Source organism: Flavobacterium sp. B167r (assembly GCF_056824315.1).
On sequence record NZ_CP124859.1, the window covers coordinates 2,750,576 to 2,767,128 of the forward strand.

General features: G+C 31.8%; 15 protein-coding genes. 11 read left to right on the forward strand and 4 right to left on the reverse strand.

The window, feature by feature from the left end; genetic code table 11:
* The first annotated feature begins 47 nt into the window (after positions 1–47).
* The 4 genes from QLQ96_RS12185 (at position 48) to QLQ96_RS12200 (ending at position 5,121) form a co-directional block, all read left to right on the forward strand.
* Positions 48–1,334 (forward strand): glycosyltransferase family 4 protein, encoded by a 1,287-nt coding sequence (locus tag QLQ96_RS12185; RefSeq protein WP_482490822.1) that lies wholly within the window; start codon positions 48–50, stop codon positions 1,332–1,334.
* A gap of 32 nt (positions 1,335–1,366) precedes the next feature.
* Positions 1,367–2,836, forward strand: coding sequence for an oligosaccharide flippase family protein (locus QLQ96_RS12190; protein WP_482490823.1), 1,470 nt, complete (start codon positions 1,367–1,369; stop codon positions 2,834–2,836).
* A gap of 97 nt (positions 2,837–2,933) precedes the next feature.
* Positions 2,934–4,550, forward strand: a complete 1,617-nt coding sequence (locus QLQ96_RS12195) for a mechanosensitive ion channel family protein (RefSeq protein ID WP_482490825.1) — start codon at positions 2,934–2,936, stop codon at positions 4,548–4,550.
* Between the two features lie 271 nt (positions 4,551–4,821).
* The gene (locus tag QLQ96_RS12200) at positions 4,822–5,121 is read left to right on the forward strand and encodes a hypothetical protein (RefSeq protein WP_379695918.1); all 300 of its coding nucleotides are present in this window, start codon (positions 4,822–4,824) and stop codon (positions 5,119–5,121) included.
* A gap of 90 nt (positions 5,122–5,211) precedes the next feature.
* Here QLQ96_RS12200 and uvrA read toward each other — a convergent pair whose 3' ends face one another.
* Positions 5,212–8,007: an excinuclease ABC subunit UvrA gene (uvrA, locus tag QLQ96_RS12205; RefSeq protein ID WP_482490827.1), complete on the reverse strand. Its 2,796-nt coding sequence runs from the start codon at positions 8,005–8,007 to the stop codon at positions 5,212–5,214.
* Positions 8,008–8,536: 529 nt separating this feature from the next.
* Here uvrA and QLQ96_RS12210 point away from each other — a divergent pair.
* The 3 genes from QLQ96_RS12210 (at position 8,537) to QLQ96_RS12220 (ending at position 10,927) form a co-directional block, all read left to right on the forward strand.
* A complete protein-coding gene (locus tag QLQ96_RS12210) occupies positions 8,537–9,121 on the forward strand; it encodes an RNA polymerase sigma factor (RefSeq protein WP_482490829.1) in 585 nt (194 codons plus the stop codon).
* Between the two features lie 50 nt (positions 9,122–9,171).
* The gene (locus QLQ96_RS12215) at positions 9,172–9,315 is read left to right on the forward strand and encodes a hypothetical protein (RefSeq protein WP_008462533.1); all 144 of its coding nucleotides are present in this window, start codon (positions 9,172–9,174) and stop codon (positions 9,313–9,315) included.
* Between the two features lie 547 nt (positions 9,316–9,862).
* Positions 9,863–10,927: a tetratricopeptide repeat protein gene (locus QLQ96_RS12220; protein ID WP_482490831.1), complete on the forward strand. Its 1,065-nt coding sequence runs from the start codon at positions 9,863–9,865 to the stop codon at positions 10,925–10,927.
* Positions 10,928–11,040: 113 nt separating this feature from the next.
* Here the strand turns inward: QLQ96_RS12220 and QLQ96_RS12225 are convergent, their stop codons facing one another.
* Entirely contained in the window at positions 11,041–11,709 is a 669-nt protein-coding gene (locus QLQ96_RS12225; RefSeq protein ID WP_482490833.1) for an endonuclease III domain-containing protein, read from the reverse strand.
* Positions 11,710–12,034: 325 nt separating this feature from the next.
* Between QLQ96_RS12225 and bcp the strand changes: the two genes are divergently transcribed.
* Entirely contained in the window at positions 12,035–12,487 is a 453-nt protein-coding gene (bcp, locus tag QLQ96_RS12230) for a thioredoxin-dependent thiol peroxidase (protein WP_482490835.1), read from the forward strand.
* A gap of 91 nt (positions 12,488–12,578) precedes the next feature.
* Here the strand turns inward: bcp and QLQ96_RS12235 are convergent, their stop codons facing one another.
* Positions 12,579–14,039: a TonB-dependent receptor gene (locus tag QLQ96_RS12235; protein WP_482490837.1), complete on the reverse strand. Its 1,461-nt coding sequence runs from the start codon at positions 14,037–14,039 to the stop codon at positions 12,579–12,581.
* 90 nt (positions 14,040–14,129) lie between these two features.
* Here QLQ96_RS12235 and QLQ96_RS12240 point away from each other — a divergent pair, with 90 nt between their 5' ends.
* From QLQ96_RS12240 to QLQ96_RS12250, 3 genes are read left to right on the forward strand one after another with little or no spacing between them, the layout of a single operon-like run.
* Positions 14,130–14,894: an MBL fold metallo-hydrolase gene (locus QLQ96_RS12240; protein WP_482490839.1), complete on the forward strand. Its 765-nt coding sequence runs from the start codon at positions 14,130–14,132 to the stop codon at positions 14,892–14,894.
* A gap of 12 nt (positions 14,895–14,906) precedes the next feature.
* Complete coding sequence (locus QLQ96_RS12245; protein ID WP_482490841.1) at positions 14,907–15,410, forward strand: hypothetical protein; 504 nt, start codon at positions 14,907–14,909, stop codon at positions 15,408–15,410.
* A 43-nt stretch (positions 15,411–15,453) separates the two neighbouring features.
* Positions 15,454–15,912: a hypothetical protein gene (locus tag QLQ96_RS12250; RefSeq protein ID WP_482490843.1), complete on the forward strand. Its 459-nt coding sequence runs from the start codon at positions 15,454–15,456 to the stop codon at positions 15,910–15,912.
* Positions 15,913–15,982: 70 nt separating this feature from the next.
* Here the strand turns inward: QLQ96_RS12250 and QLQ96_RS12255 are convergent, their stop codons facing one another.
* Complete coding sequence (locus QLQ96_RS12255; RefSeq protein WP_482490845.1) at positions 15,983–16,552, reverse strand: cysteine hydrolase family protein; 570 nt, start codon at positions 16,550–16,552, stop codon at positions 15,983–15,985.
* Position 16,553: the final 1 nt, after the last annotated feature.

Sequence of the window (16,553 nt, forward strand, 5' to 3'; positions counted from 1 at the left end):
AATTTCAAAATTAAATTTGCACTTTAAAAATAGTAAACTCATTTTCGTTGGAACAAAAAAAACTTTTAATAATTACCTATTATTTTCCGCCTGCGGGTGGGCCGGGAGTGCAGCGTTGGCTGAAATTTGTAAAATATCTGCCAGAATTTGATGTACAGCCCATTGTTTATGTTCCAGAAAATCCCACTTATCCAATTGTTGATGAAGGATTGATAAGTGAAATATCAGATAAAGTAATTGTTTTAAAAAATAAAATTTGGGAGCCTTATCAGTTGGCTTCCATTTTTTCGAAAAATAAAACCAAGAAAATCAGTTCGGGGATTTTTCCGCAAAAGAAAAAACAGACCTTTTTGGACAAAACGTTTCTTTGGGTTCGAGGAAATCTTTTTATTCCAGATGCTCGAGTTTTTTGGGTAAAACCATCAGTTTTGTATTTAGAAAAATACATTCAAGAAAACAATATCGATACGATTGTAACTTCAGGACCACCGCACAGTTTACACTTAATTGGTTTCGAATTGCAACAAAAATTAAAAGTGAAGTGGTTTGCCGATTTTCGTGATCCTTGGACAACAATTGGTTATCATAAAGCACTTCGTTTATCTTCTTATGCTGAAAAAAAGCACAAAAATTTAGAACATAAAGTACTGAATTCTGCGGACGAAATTATTGTAACGAGTAAAACTACTAAAACTGAATTTGAGGCAATTACTAATAAACCAATCACAGTAATTACGAACGGTTACGATGTTGAAACGGTAGAAAAACAAACTTTAGACACTAAATTTACTTTAGCCCATATTGGTTCTTTCTTATCAGATAGAAACCCGCCGTTTTTATGGGAAGTTTTAGTTGAATTACTACAAGAAGTTCCAGAATTTAAATCTCATTTAGAAATTAAATTGATTGGAGCGGTAAGCCAGGAAGTCTTAGATGCCATACAAGAGCATCGATTAAATGATTATTTGAATTTAGTAGGTTACGTTTCTCATAAAGAAGCTGTTGCACACCAGAGAAAATCTCAGGTTTTGCTTTTAATAGAGATTAATTCTGAAGATACAAAAAGCATTATTCCAGGAAAATTGTTCGAATACATGGTTTCAAACCGTCCGATAATTGCCATTGGACCCGAAGGTTCTGACTTTGCCGATATTGTTAGACAGACCAATACAGGTGTATTTTTTGATTATACTGAAAAAACGAAGCTAAAAAGTGTAATTTTGGACTTTTTTAATCAGTTTTTGGAAGGGAAATTGCAATCGCATGGAATTGGTTTACAGCAATATTCAAGAAAAAGTCTAACCAAACAATTAGCACAGCTGATTAAAGGATAATCATAAAAATAAATACAATCTAAACTCAAAAAATGGGTATTGTCTTAAATCAGTCTTTTAAAAACACTATAATTACATATATTGGTTTTGGTATCGGAGCCATTAATACACTCTATTTATATCCGATTTTTCTTGGGGCAACATTTTATGGCTTGACTAATTATATCACATCAAGTGCAAATGTTATCATGCCACTTTTTGCTATTGGAATGCAAAATACTTTAGTAAAATTTTATTCTCAATATAAAACCGAAGAAGAAAAATCTCAATTTTTATCTTTTACGGTTTTGTTTCCCATTTTATTGATAATTCCTTTGTTGTTAATTGGGCTTTGTTTTTATGATGAAATCTTATTCTTTTTATCAAAAAAGAATGCAATCGTTAAAAGTTATGTTTGGCTGATACCTTTTATCGGGTTGACTATGGCTTATTTCGAAATTTTTTATGCTTGGGCACGGGTTCATATGCATTCAGTTTTTGGTAATTTTATTAAAGAAATAGGCTTACGTTTGTTTTCTCTTTTTTTATTAATAGCTGTTTATTATGATGTGCTTAGTGTTGAAGGGTTTGTTTATGCAACTGCAGGACTGTATCTATTAGCATTTTTAGTTACGATGTTTTATGCATTTAGTGTTCAGAAGCCACATTTTCAGCTTACAAAACCAAAAAACAGTAAAGATATATTAGTTTATACATTTTATATTATTTTATCGGGAAGTGTAGCTAATTTACTTTTAGATGGAGATAAAATGATATTGAATCAATATATGATTATTGATAACATTGCATTTTATTCTGTTGCCACTTACATCGCTTTAGTAATTTCGGTTCCAAGTCGTGCTATGCATCAGATTGTGTATCCAATTACTGCAAAATTAATGCATGAAAATAAGCATGACGAACTCAATATGCTTTACAAAAAGACATCAATTAACCTTCAGGTAGTTGGCGGATTTGTAATGCTTTGTATTTTTGTAAATATTCATCAATTGTATGAATTGGTTCCAAAAGAATATAGCGGAGGAATTGCCGTAGTATTTATGATTGGGCTTTCTAAATATTTTGATTTGATCTTAGGGAATAATAACGCCATCATTTTTAATACAAAATATTACCGAATGGTTTTGTATTTAGGATTAATGTTGGTGGTTTTGACTGTAGTTTTAAACATGATTTTTATTCCTAAGTTTGGAATCTTTGGTTCTGCTTTTGCAACTCTTTTATCGATTACTTTATACAGTTTGGCGAAATTGCTTTTTGTGGTTAAAAAGCTTGATTTGTATCCATTTACAAAGCAAACCATTCATTCAATGGTTCTTACTTTCATATTGTTTTTATTGTTTTATTTTTGGGAGTTTCCATTTTTTCAGTTGATTAGTATCGCTTTGAAATCAATTCTAGTGACTATTTTATATGTTTACTTGAATTACAAATTTAAAATTTCAGTAGATATCAATAATGTAATTGATTCACTTTTGAAAAAGATAGGAATTAAGATTTGATCTGATTTTTCTGTAAAAAAGAATAGCCTTTAAAAAATCGTAACTTTTTTGTTTTTATATTTGTTAGAAAGGATAACTAACTTATTTCTAATTCAATATGAAAATAAAAGTACTAAGGTTATTAGCTTTCTTTTTTGTTTTGTTCTCTTTTTCAGTATTTGCGCAGACTCCTAATCTGAAAAATTCTGATAAAGAAACTTCAACAATAAAACTAAAAGGTTATCCAGTCAAACCTTTTAAAGACACCCTTTTCTTGGTTTATAATAATGTTGGTTCTTTTTCTGCAAAAGAAAGGGCGGAATACATAACCAATAAAATTAAAAGGCTTTATAACGAGTCTTTCTTTGAGAAAGATTCTGTTAAAGTTGTTCCTTCAGATGCTTCAATTGATATTGTTTATCAAAGTGATTTAGTTATAATGTCTGTTTTTGATGCCGATGCAAAAGCAGAAAACAGTACAATAATCAAGATAGCTAATCGAAATCTGGCTAAGATTAAAAGCGCGATTTTATATCAGAATGAGAATTATTCGCAATTGCCAAAACGAATAGGATACACCGCGTTGTTAGTTCTTATAATTGGCTTGGTTTTGTTTTTGGCCAGTAAAGTTTTTAATCTGATTAAAAATTATATTGTAAAGAAGAAGAACAGATATTTTAAAGGAGTTAATTATGATACGATAAAAATATTATCGCCAGAAAAACAGCAATTTTTGTTTCTTCGGTTTTTCGGTTTTATAAAAATAGTAACACTTATTTTAATAGTTTACTTGTCGCTGCCTGTTTTATTCAGCATTTTTCCAGCAACAAAAGACTATACTACAATGCTTCTCAGATGGATTTTAACGCCTGCAAAATCTGCTTTAATGGGATTTCTTGGTTTCCTCCCGAGTTTATTTACTATTATTGTGATTGTAATTATTTTTAAATATTCAATCAAAATAATTAAGTTTTTCTTTTATGAAATAAAATCAGAAAACATAAAAATTGACGGATTTTACAGTGATTGGGCACTTCCAACATTTAATATAATACGACTGCTGATGTACGCTTTTATGCTGGTAATTATTTTCCCGTATTTACCAGGGTCGGATTCTCCAATTTTTAAAGGAGTTTCGGTTTTTGTTGGAGTTTTATTTTCATTAGGATCTTCCAATGCTATTGCTAATATGGTAGCAGGTTTGGTTATTACATATATGCGTCCGTTTAAAATTGGTGATTATATAAAAATTGGAGATGTAAGTGGTGAAGTAATCGAAAAAACGGCATTGGTTACTCGAATTAGAACGCCAAAATTTGAAGATATTACGATTCCAAACGCAACTGTTTTGTCCAGTACTTCAACCAATTATTCTGCAAACACAAATCATTCAACTACAGGATTACTGATTCATACTACTGTTTCTATTGGTTACGATGTGCCATGGGCAGCCATTCATGCCGCTTTGATCAAAGCGGCTCTAAAAACCGAATTGACTGAAAAAGAACCTAAACCGTTTGTGTTGCAAACAAGTTTAGATGATTTTTATGTTTCGTATCAAATTAATGTTTACACCAAAGAGCCAACAAAACAGCCGAGGATTTATTCGTCACTTCATCAAAACATTCAAGATTCTTTTAATGAAGCTGGTATAGAGATTATGTCTCCGCATTACAGCGCTTTAAGGGATGGAAATGCTACTACAATTCATTCTGTGGATGATAAAAAAGAATAGCTAAAATTGTGTTTTGAATGTTATTTATAAAGTTAAGTAATTGAAAATTAGTTATTAAAAAATAAACTTTAACACGTGTATATTTTGTAATTAGTGTAATAAAAATTAACTTTATCATGAAAGTTTAGCACTACTTTGAAGAAATTGCAGAATTATTTCTAATAAAATCCCCCAGATCTAGGTGTTGTTTTCTTTTTTTTGGGTTGGATAATTTTGCAAGAAATTGTAGACGAAAGAAAGTTATTGAATTAAATGTTGATTAAAATGAATTATGAAAAACAATCATCTCAGCCAGGAACAAAGTATGCAAGTATTCTCTAATATGATTTCAAACAAAGTTCATAACGGATTTACTTTAGAAGAAAGAAATGATGAATTGCTTTTCGCGGTTTTATCGAAAGGAGGAAAAGTGGTTAATCACAGTTTGAATTTTCTGATTTTTTGTTTAACTCTAGGTTTATGGTCATTTGCTTGGCTTTATCTTACCTTTGAGGCTTCAAAACAGAAAAAAATTTTAGTAGCTATCGATGAAGATGGTCTTCCTTTTGAAGAAAGATGCTTGGTAGCTTAATAACCTTAAAAAAGAGAAATTAAATATAAAGCCATAAATACAAACTAATAAATTGTATTTATGGCTTTGTTATTTTGAAAATATATGATATTACAATTTGTCCTTTAAGTAAATTCCAGTTACAGATTCTTTTACTTTTACAATATCTTCAGGAGTTCCAGATGCAAGCAGATGACCTCCGTTTTCTCCGCCTTCAGGACCTAAATCAAGTATCCAATCGGCACATTTTATTAAATCAAGATTATGTTCGATTACAATTATCGAATGTCCTTTTTCGATTAAAGCATCAAACGAAGCTAAAAGTTTTTTGATATCATGGAAATGAAGCCCAGTTGTAGGTTCGTCAAAAACAAATAAAGCTTTATCTTTTGTTGCTCCTTTAACTAGAAAAGAAGCCAATTTAATACGCTGTGCCTCTCCACCAGAAAGTGTAGAAGAAGATTGTCCTAATTGAACATATCCTAAACCAACATCTTGCAGAGGTTGTAATTTCTGAGTGATTTTTGCCTGCTTATTTTTTTCGAAAAAAGCAATCGCATCATCAATTGTCATCGTAAGAATGTCATTGATGTTCTGATTGTCAAAAGTAACCTCTAAAATTTCTTTTTTGAATCGTTTTCCTCCACAAGTTTCACACGGAAGGGAAACATCGGCCATAAAGACCATTTCAACATTAATAGAGCCTTCCCCTTTACAAGTTTCGCAACGTCCTCCATCAACATTAAAAGAGAAATGTTTGGCTTGATAACCTCTTATTTTGGATAGTTTTTCTTTGGCATACAAATCACGAATGTCGTCGTAAGCTTTGATATATGTTACAGGATTCGATCGTGAGCTTCTTCCAATCGGATTTTGGTCTACGTATTCAATATGTTTAATTTGCGAGAAAGATCCGGAAATTTCACTAAACTGTCCTGCTTTTTCGGCGGCGCTTTCTAGCTTTTTCTGAACAGCAGGAAATAAAATTTTCTTGATCAAAGTACTTTTTCCACTTCCAGAAACTCCCGTTACAACGGTTAAAACATCTAAAGGAAAAGTAACATTAATATTTTTTAAGTTGTTTTCGCGTGCGCCAATAATATCAATATGATTTTTGAATTTTCTTCTTTTCTTGGGTACAGAAATTTCTAAATCTCCATTTAAATATTTAGCTGTTAAAGAATCAGATTGTAATATTTCGTCATAAGTTCCTTGCGCAACCAGTTTTCCTCCAAAAGTTCCGGCTTCGGGACCAATATCAATAATCATATCGGCAGCTTTCATGATATCTTCATCATGTTCTACAACAATTACAGTGTTGCCTAAATCACGAAGAGAAAGCAGTACTTTTATTAATCTTTCAGAATCTTTAGGATGCAGACCAATACTTGGTTCATCAAGAATATACATCGATCCCACCAAGCTGCTTCCAAGAGAAGTTGCTAGATTAATACGTTGTGATTCACCTCCAGAAAGAGTAGCAGAATTTCGATTTAAAGTAAGATAATCTAAACCAACTTCAGTTAAAAAAGACAAACGATTATTGATTTCGACCATCACACGTTTGGCAATCTGCTGTTCGTATTTGTTTAATTCTACATCTTTGAAAAAAGTAACCAAATGCTTAATTGGTAAATCAACCAGATCAGAAACTGTTTTTCCATTTATTTTTACGTAAGATGCTTCTTCGCGCAAGCGTTTTCCTTTACAAGCATGACATTTTGTTTTGCCACGGTAACGGGAAAGCATTACACGATTTTGAATCTTATAATTTTTTTCTTCTAATTCTCTAAAGAAATCATTAAGACCTTGAAAATACTGATTTCCAGTCCAAATTAAATCTTTCTGTTCGTCAGTTAATTGAAAATAAGGTTTATGAATAGGGAAATCAAATTTGTAGGCATGTTTTATCAATTCATCTTTATACCAGCTCATGCTGTCGCCACGCCAGGGATAAATAGCACTTTCATAAATTGACAAAGAAGTATTCGGAACAACCAAATCAGCATCAATGCCAATTATATTTCCGTAGCCTTCGCAAACAGGACAAGCCCCATACGGATTATTAAAACTGAATAAATGAACATTTGGCTCTAGAAAAGTTATTCCGTCAAGCTCAAAATTGTTAGAATATGAAAACCTCTTTTCTGCATTTAATTCTTGCAGGTAACAAATTCCTTTTCCTTCAAAAAAAGCAGTTTGAACAGCATCAGCCAAACGGTTGTAAAATTCCTCTTCCTCTTTTACAACAATACGATCAATAATTAGTAAAATGTCTTTATTGTCTAATTTATGTAAATCTGAAGCAGAAAATTCATCTAAACGAACCATTTCGTTATCAACCAAAATACGTGCAAAACCTTGCTGTAAAAGTACTTTTAGTTTATCTTCAAGTTGTCTGCCTTCTTCAAGATGTATTGGGGCAAGCAATAGCCATCTGCTGTCAAGAGGAAGACTTTTAACATCAGCCACAACGTCTGTAACGGTATTTTTTTTGACTTCCTGTCCAGAAATAGGAGAGTAGGTGCGCCCAATTCTCGCAAACAAAAGCTTGATGTAGTCGTAGATTTCGGTAGAAGTTCCAACAGTCGAACGGGCGTTGGTTGTGTTTACTTTTTGCTCGATGGCAATCGCCGGAGCAATACCTTTAATATATTCTACCTTAGGTTTATCTAAACGGCCCAAAAACTGACGCGCGTAAGAAGATAAACTTTCTACGTAACGTCTTTGTCCTTCGGCATATAAAGTATCAAAAGCCAAACTCGATTTTCCTGATCCTGAAAGACCTGTAATGACAACCAGTTTATTTCTAGGAATAACCACATCTACATTTTTTAAATTATGTACCTGCGCTCCTTTAATTATAATATTTGATTTTGGATCTATTTTAGAAAGGTCAATTTGCATAAAAAAGTCAATTTTTACAAAAGTAATCAATTTTGAATTGGATTTAGTTAAGGATTTAGTTCCAAATCTTAACTATTTTAGTCTAATTAAGATGCCTTTCTGACTCGGTTTTAGGTTAAAGTATGTGCTTTTTTAAATTTGAAAAGCCTAATATTTTATTTTACTGAGAAAAAAATATTAGATAATTGTGGGTTTGTTTCAAAGAAAAATTGTAATTTGAATTTATATTTAAAAGAGATAAAAAATGTTACTTACTTAATTGTAAGGTATTTATGTTTAATTTTTAAAGCTTTATCCGTTAATGGTTTTACGGATTTTTAGTTCTTTGTGCGTAAATTTTATGTTTATTGTACATTAATAAAAGTTTTACTAATAATAATTAATGATTTTATTTGCTTTTTAAAACTAAAATTTGTTAAATTTGGTCACAATATTAACATAACTCAAAAAAAAAGAAACGCCTATATAATAAAACTACTTTTTAGAAAATACTCCAATTTTAAAAATAAAACTAAAAAAAGTAGTTATTATGGCTGATCTGCATACTCCAGACGCTCTATTAGTAAAAAATTATGTTGACGGTAGTGAAGCTGCACTTGCAACATTAATAAAAAGGCACGAGTCTAAGATATATGGATTTATATATTCGAAGATTGCTGATAGAGATATTTCAAATGATATTTTTCAAGATACTTTTATTAAAGTAATTAAAACTTTAAAAAGCAATTCCTATAACGAAGAAGGTAAATTTTTGCCTTGGGTAATGCGTATTTCTCATAACTTAATTGTAGATCATTTTCGCAAAACGAAAAAGATGCCTATGTACAGAGAAACAGAAGAATTTTCTATTTTCTCTATCATGTCAGACGATGCGATGACGATTGAGGGCAAAATGATAGTTGATCAAGTCGAACTTGATTTAAAAAAGTTAATAGGAGAACTGCCAGAAGACCAAAAAGAAGTATTGGTGATGCGTATGTACCAAGATATGAGTTTCAAAGAAATCTCAGAAGTAACAGGCGTTAGCATTAATACAGCACTAGGAAGAATGCGTTATGCGCTAATGAATTTGAGAAAAATAATAGATAAACATCAAATTATTTTAACCAACTAATACTATTTTGATAATAAGCCCGTTATATTAGTATAAAACATTCTGATAGTATGGGGAAAATTTACTCAAAAAAAGCATTAGCTTCTAAAAATCTTAAACCTAAAAAAGAAGTAGTTTCTTTTTTATTGAATTATTCTAAAGCCTTGACAGTAGTTAAGATTGACGATAAAAATTTTGAGATTATAGCTAACTAAACAGCCCACTGTTCCTGTCGGATGTTTATCAAAATTAAACCAAATGGTCGTTTTGGTTTAAGAGCTCACTGTTTGTATATTTAATTATACAAGTAGTGAGTTTTTTTATTTCTCTTTTTTAACAAGAAAAACATAAGGTTTTTACAGCATTTTTCTTTCTAATTTGTTAAAATTTAATATTTTGATTGGGATTTATGTGTTTATTTGGTTTTTAATTCTATTTTAGTTAAAAACTAATATTTTATTCGTTAAAAATGCTTTTACAAAGTATTATTCGTATAAAAGAGTTAATTTAATTTAATAATTTGAAAATAAGATATTAAGAACTAAATATTTAACCCCTAAACCAAATCGTTTATGAAGAAAAACTACCCTGCTTTATTTTGTTAAGTTTTTTGCTCATTTGATTTTTGAGACAATATTTGGACCAGCAAATGTTGACTAAAAATATAGTGATAAAGATAATTTTAAAACCAGATCATTATCTCTTTTACTGTGCCTCAAAAGAAACCAAGAAAATCATTTAATTACCAAAACTTAACCGAATATGAAAGAAAATATCAAAATGTTGTCCTGCTTATTGATGATAAGTATTGGCGCATTTGCCCAAAAAGACAAAATTAAAGAAGCACAATCTTTATTTGATAAAGGAAATAGCCAAGATGCTTTGGCAACTTTAACTAAAACAGAATACCTTATTCTTAACGCACCTGATGAAGATAAAACCGATTATTACTTCTTAAAAGGTAATGTATTAAAAGATTTGGCTGTTAAAAATATAGATGCAGCAAATAATTTTACATTGGCATCGCAATGCTACCAAGATGTATTTTTATACGAGAATGAATCAGGAAAATTTAAATGGACCGTTAAAGCGAATATGGCTTTAAAAGACATGAAAGGTAGTCTTGTAAATGGCGCGATGGAAGATTTTAAAGCTGAAAAATTTAAAGAAAGCGCAGAGAAAAGTTATAAGGTGTATTTATTCGATAAAAAAGATACAATAAACTTATGCAATGCAGCTGCGTCATCTATAAACGCAAAAGATTATAATGCTGCAGTTACGTATTACGAACTTTTGAAAAAGATTAACTTTTCTGGAAAAGGAGTTCGATATTTAGCTACCAACAAAAAAACAAAAGAAGAAGATTCGTTTATTTCTCCAAAAGCGAGAGAATCGGCTATACAGCAAGGTCTTTACGAAAAACCAAGAACAGAATCTGTACCTTCTAAGAAAATAGAAATAAACAATAATTTGGCTTATGCATATCTTGAAAAAAAGGATTATCCTAAAGCAGAATCTATTTATAACTATGTTTTAGAATTAGATCCGAATTATGTAGATGCCTATGTTAATTTGGCTTATTTGAAATTACAGATGAAGAAAGATCTAACCGATGAAATTTCGTCACTAGGAACTACTCCATCTGAAATGAAGAAATACGATAAACTAAATGCTCAAAAAGATGATATTGCTAGAAGCGCAATTCCATATCTGAAAAAAGTGCTTACGCTTGAACCAAAAAATCCAGATGCAACAAAAACATTATTAGGAGTTTATAGATCGCTTGATATGAATGCAGAATACAATGCTTTAAAAGCAGGAATGTAAATAAATTACACAATGAGAAAATTTGATAATTAGAAAATTTCTTTAGACTCTGAACACATTATCGAATTTTCTAATTGGGAGATAAAAGCATAAAGATTAAAAATCTTTGTGCTTTATTTTTTAGAAGTTGACATTGATTTCTGTATCTCTTCAATAAGCGATTTTTTGCCAACAGTTTTTGTTATAATATCCTTCTCAAGATTCCAACCTCTAGCAGGTGAGTATTCTCGGCCATACCAAATAATCTGCAAGTGTAAATCGTTCCATAATTCTCTCGGAAATAATCTTTTAGCATCTTTTTCAGTCTGCGCCACATTTTTCCCATTAGATAAATTCCATCTGTACATCAAACGGTGAATATGGGTATCAACAGGAAAAGCAGGAACTCCAAAGGCTTGTGACATTACTACGCTCGCCGTTTTGTGTCCAACAGCCGGTAATGCTTCAAGAGCTTCAAAACTCTGCGGAACTTCTCCGTTGTGCTTTTCAATTAAAATTTCAGATAAACCATGAATTCCTTTAGATTTCATTGGAGACAAACCACACGGACGAATAATTTCTTTAATTTCTTCAACAGACATTTTAACCATGTCATACGGATTGTCAGCCTTAGCAAACAAAAGTGGCGTAATCTGGTTCACACGAACATCAGTACATTGCGCAGACAATAAAACGGCAATTAAAAGCGTATACGGATCTTTATGATCAAGCGGAACAGGTATAGTAGGGTAGAGTTCTTTTAATTTATCAATAACAAATTGTACGCGAGCTTCTTTATTCATTTCCGTAATTTTAATGTTGTAAAAATAGTATAATTTTAATGATGTGCCTAATCCAGCTTTCCGTTTCAACTCCTCATTATGCTAGTAACATTTTTAAGTATTTAAAAGAGCTTCCGTTGGTCGCTTTTTAAATACAAAAAATGTAAACTATCATAATTCCGGGGTTTTCACTGCAATCTGGGGCAAAAAGAAATTACCGGTTATAAGTTATAAATTATGAATTATATTTGTTAGGGGTTACAATCTAAAAGTACAAATACCTACAAGGTTTTGAAAACCTTGAAGGAATCTAAAATCTAAAATTAGAAATCTAAAATAAAAAATTATGACAACATTAAAAGCAGGAGATAAAGCGCCTAACTTTTCAGGAACAGATCAAGACGGAAAAACACATAAACTAGCAGATTACGCTGGAAAAAAACTGGTTGTTTTCTTTTATCCAAAAGCAAGCACGCCAGGCTGTACGGCTGAAGCTTGTGATTTAAGAGATAATTTTCACCGTTTTCAAGCCAATAATTATGAACTTTTAGGCGTTAGTGCCGACAGTGCGAAAGCGCAAATAAAATTCAAAGAAAAATATGAATTACCTTTTCCTTTATTAGCTGATGAAGATAAATCGGTTATAAACGCATTTGGAGTTTGGGGACCAAAGAAATTCATGGGTAAAGAATACGACGGAATTCACAGAACAACTTTTGTAATTAACGAAAAAGGAATCATCGAAGAAGTAATCGAAAAAGTAAAAACAAAAGAACACGCAGAGCAGATTTTGAAGTAGTGTTCAGTCGTAGTCTTAGTTTTCAGTAATTGCTGAGATTGTTAACTGTGACTCATAAAAAAAGTCCCGAAAATATTTCGGGACTTTTTTATTATGAATTTTGTTCTAATTCTTTCTGCGGATGATATCCAAAAAGGTGATGTTCTTTTATGATTTCTGGAATTCCAGGAGGAAGCATTGGTTCCCATCCAGGTTGTCCTTGATTAATCATTTTTAAGATTTCTCTAGAGAAAACATCTAGAATATTTGGATCATAATCTTCAATATCAACCACTTTTCCGTTGAATTTAAAGAATTTGTACAATTCTTTCATTCTAGGATGAACTTTCAAGTTGTTTGAATTCATTAATGAACCATCTTCGTCTAACATCGGATACAAGAATACTTTCATATCGCGATAGAATAATTTCCCGAAAGCTTCTAGAATTCCACCACTTAAATGACGGTAGTATTTCTCATCAAAAATATCAACAAGGTTATTTACACCCATTGCCAATCCCATACGAGCTTTGGTGTAATTTGCGAAGTATTCTACCACTTTATAATATTCTTGGAAGTTCGAAATCATAACCGTTTGACCAAGAGAACACAGCAATTCGGCTCGGTCCATAAAGTCACGTTCGTCAATTTCTCCATCAGAGCGTAAATTCGAAAGTGTGATTTCAAAAACTACAAGAGTATTGTTTTTTTCAACCTTATTTTCTTTGAGAAACATTTCTAATGACTTCTCATACATGTCCATATTTACTTTCGTAACCGGACGGAAACTTCCTCTTAAAGCTAAAAGGTTCTTTTTGTATAAAATTGCAGCCGGAAGAATGTTTTTCCCTTCAGGGTTAAACATTACGGCATCTGTCATTCCGTTTTTAACCAATTGTAAACTTATCAAACGATTGTCTACATCGGCAAAACGAGGCCCAGAAAAATTGATGGTGTCAATCTCTAATTGATCTTTGTCTAAGTGATCGTATAAATAACGAAGTAATCGTTTTGGATCGTTGTATTTATAAAAAGCACCATAAATTAAGTTAACCCCTAAAATACCAAGCGTTTCTTGTTGTAATCTGGCGTCAGTCTCTTTAAAACGAATATGCAGGATAATTTCGTTGTAAGCTTCGTCTGGTTCAATTTGGTATCTAATTCCGACCCAGCCGTGACCTTTAAATTGTTTTGCAAAATCTATTGTCGCAACGGTATTTGCGTAACTGAAGAAAAGTTTTGTAGGGTGTTTTTCGCGGCTTAAACGCTCTTCGATGATTTGCCCTTCATGAGTAAGCATTTTTTTTAAACGCTCTTCAGTAACATATCTTCCGTCATTTTCAGTTCCATAAATGGCATCACTAAAATCTTTATCATAGGCAGACATCGCTTTTGCAATAGTTCCCGACGAACCTCCAGATCTGAAAAAGTGTCTAACTGTCTCTTGTCCAGCGCCAATCTCAGCAAATGTTCCGTAAATATTTTCGTTTAAATTAATGCGTAACGCTTTGTCTTTTATAGAAGGAATCTGTTCGATGACCTTGTCACCCTTGAGTTTTATTTCTGTACCCATTTTATTTTAAATAGATTTGTTACAAAGTTAGCAAATTAGGCTTCTAATGAAAGAGAAATAATCCTATTTTTGTAAAAAAATTAAGTTCAATTGAAGGTTTATTTTTTAGGTACAGGTACTTCCCAAGGCATTCCAATTATCGGAATCGATCATCCCGTTTGCAAAAGCACTGATGCTAAGGACAAAAGGCTTCGTGTGTCCATCTGGATCACATGGGACGAGCATTCGTATGTAATAGATTGCGGCCCCGATTTTAGACAGCAAATGCTTTCTTGCGGATGCCGAAAACTCGATGCAATCCTTTTTACGCATGAACATGCAGATCATACTGCCGGTTTAGATGATATACGCCCGTTTAATTTTAGGCAGGGAGAAATTCCAATTTACGGACATAAACGTGTTCTAGATAATCTGAGACGTCGTTTTGATTATGTTTTTGAGACAGTAAACAAATATCCAGGTGCTCCAAGCGTAAAAACTATCGAGGTAGAGAATAATGCTACTTTTGCTGTTGGAGACAAAATAGCAATTCCAATTAATGCCATGCACGGCGATCTACAGGTTTTTGGATACCGAATAGATGATTTTGCTTATTTAACAGATGTAAAAACAATAGAACAAGCTGAAATTGAAAAATTGAAAGGGTTAAAAGTTTTGGTTGTCAATGCCTTGCGTGTTGAGCCTCACGATACTCATTTTAATCTACAAGAAGCGCTTGATTTTATTGATCTTGTTAAACCCGAAAGAGCTTATTTAACTCACATTAGCCACGTTTTAGGCTTTCATGAAGAAGTACAGCAAAAACTTCCTGAAAATGTTTTCTTAGCTTACGACAATTTAGAAATTACACTTTAATTATACCACACAATGAAAAAATCCTTAATGCTTTATCTTTTTATTCTTGCCATTTTAATGAATGTATTTACTTATGCATTCTATAGTGGAGAAGTAAAATTTGCGCAGAATAGATATGATAAAACAACTAAGAAACTTAGAGATAGTATCAATCTAGTTAAAACACAACTGGCAGAAGCTGATTATTTTTCGTTAGAACATAACGAAAATGCACAAAATTATTTTGATAACAGCGCCTCTGGAGGAAAAGTTATTTTATACGAAAAACTGATTCCGGCTGTAACGGAAAAGCTTTTAGATTTAAATGCAAATCCAAAAGGGAATCCATATACAGGGCAAGACCAGATTGGACCGAATAAGTTTATCATCAATAAAGTTAAAATTTTGAACCACAGATGGATTATTGCAGATTACAGCAACGGGGAGTTATGGGGAGAAGTCTTGTTAAAATACTTTGTAGATAACGATGATAATATTACATTTGAAGTAAATCAAACTTGGTTATATCAAAAATAGGATTTTTTAATCCTATTTTTTTTTGCTGTAAAATTTTAGGATTATGAAAAAAGTGATTTTGATTGCAATGATTGTAAGCACTATAGTATCTTGTGCAAAGAAACCTTCTGTAGAAAAAGCTAATTCGCAAGAACCGAAAAAAGATGGTGTCGAAGTATCTTTAAAAGACACTGTAAGAGAAGTTAAAGTAGGAGCAGATGCTGATTCACATGGCTGTAAAGCTTCGGCAGGTTATACTTGGTCAGAACTTAAAAAAGAATGTATTAGAGTTTTTGAAGGAACAAAACTGTCGCATTACGATGATGGAAAAAAGTATACAACTGCATCTTACGTAATTTTTGATGGAAACAAAGCAGAGCTTTTCTTAGATACTCAAAAAGAATCTATCATTTTAGAAAGAAAATCTGAAGGTGATTCTTGGGTTAACGGCGATTGGCAGTTAATTCCGTGGAGAGGATATGTTTTGAAAAAAGGAAATGATATTCTTTATACGGGACAATAATTAGTAATCAGTCGCAGTCGCAGTTTACAGTTTTAAACATAGTCTGAAAACCGCGACTGTGACTGAAAACTTAAATGTTCTCTTTTATAAACTCAGAAGTTACTACTTGAGCAAATTCTTCATTTAAACTAGCTAAAGCAGTTTGATGTATGATTTCTGCAGAGAATTCTTCTCCGTTTATGCCTTTTTTATTGAAAGTCGCTGTTGCGTCGGAAACTAGATAAACATTATAACCAAAATTTCCTGCCATTCTTGTTGTGGTAGAAACGCAATGATCAGTTGTTAAACCGACAATTACAAGATTTGTGATTTTAGCATTGTCAATTAGCTCTTTTAAATTTGTTCCTATAAAAGCACTGTTGACATTCTTTTTGATAATTGTTTCTCCTTCAAAAGGTTTTACAATATCTTGAAATTCATTTCCCGGATTTACTTCGTTTAAAATCGAATTTGGATTTGAAGAACAATGCTGAATATGAAAAATAGGTAGATTTTTAGTTCTCCAAATTTCTAAAAGTTCGCCAGCTTTTTGTTCTGCATCAATATTATTTCGATCTCCGCCCCAATAAGCAACATCATGAAAACCTTTTTGGATATCAATTAAAATTAAAGCTGGATTATCAAGTTTTGAGATGCTCATT

What these genes read in the sequence shown, in the direction of transcription:
- QLQ96_RS12190 (WP_482490823.1), top strand. Translation starts at nt 1,367, where the DNA reads ATGGGTATTGTCTTAAATCAGTCTTTTAAAAACACTATAATTACATAT.
- QLQ96_RS12195 (WP_482490825.1), top strand. Translation starts at nt 2,934, where the DNA reads ATGAAAATAAAAGTACTAAGGTTATTAGCTTTCTTTTTTGTTTTGTTC.
- QLQ96_RS12200 (WP_379695918.1), top strand. Translation starts at nt 4,822, where the DNA reads ATGAAAAACAATCATCTCAGCCAGGAACAAAGTATGCAAGTATTCTCT.
- uvrA (WP_482490827.1), bottom strand. Translation starts at nt 8,007, where the DNA reads ATGCAAATTGACCTTTCTAAAATAGATCCAAAATCAAATATTATAATT.
- QLQ96_RS12210 (WP_482490829.1), top strand. Translation starts at nt 8,537, where the DNA reads ATGGCTGATCTGCATACTCCAGACGCTCTATTAGTAAAAAATTATGTT.
- QLQ96_RS12215 (WP_008462533.1), top strand. Translation starts at nt 9,172, where the DNA reads ATGGGGAAAATTTACTCAAAAAAAGCATTAGCTTCTAAAAATCTTAAA.
- QLQ96_RS12220 (WP_482490831.1), top strand. Translation starts at nt 9,863, where the DNA reads ATGAAAGAAAATATCAAAATGTTGTCCTGCTTATTGATGATAAGTATT.
- QLQ96_RS12225 (WP_482490833.1), bottom strand. Translation starts at nt 11,709, where the DNA reads ATGAATAAAGAAGCTCGCGTACAATTTGTTATTGATAAATTAAAAGAA.
- bcp (WP_482490835.1), top strand. Translation starts at nt 12,035, where the DNA reads ATGACAACATTAAAAGCAGGAGATAAAGCGCCTAACTTTTCAGGAACA.
- QLQ96_RS12235 (WP_482490837.1), bottom strand. Translation starts at nt 14,039, where the DNA reads ATGGGTACAGAAATAAAACTCAAGGGTGACAAGGTCATCGAACAGATT.
- QLQ96_RS12245 (WP_482490841.1), top strand. Translation starts at nt 14,907, where the DNA reads ATGAAAAAATCCTTAATGCTTTATCTTTTTATTCTTGCCATTTTAATG.
- QLQ96_RS12250 (WP_482490843.1), top strand. Translation starts at nt 15,454, where the DNA reads ATGAAAAAAGTGATTTTGATTGCAATGATTGTAAGCACTATAGTATCT.
- QLQ96_RS12255 (WP_482490845.1), bottom strand. Translation starts at nt 16,552, where the DNA reads ATGAGCATCTCAAAACTTGATAATCCAGCTTTAATTTTAATTGATATC.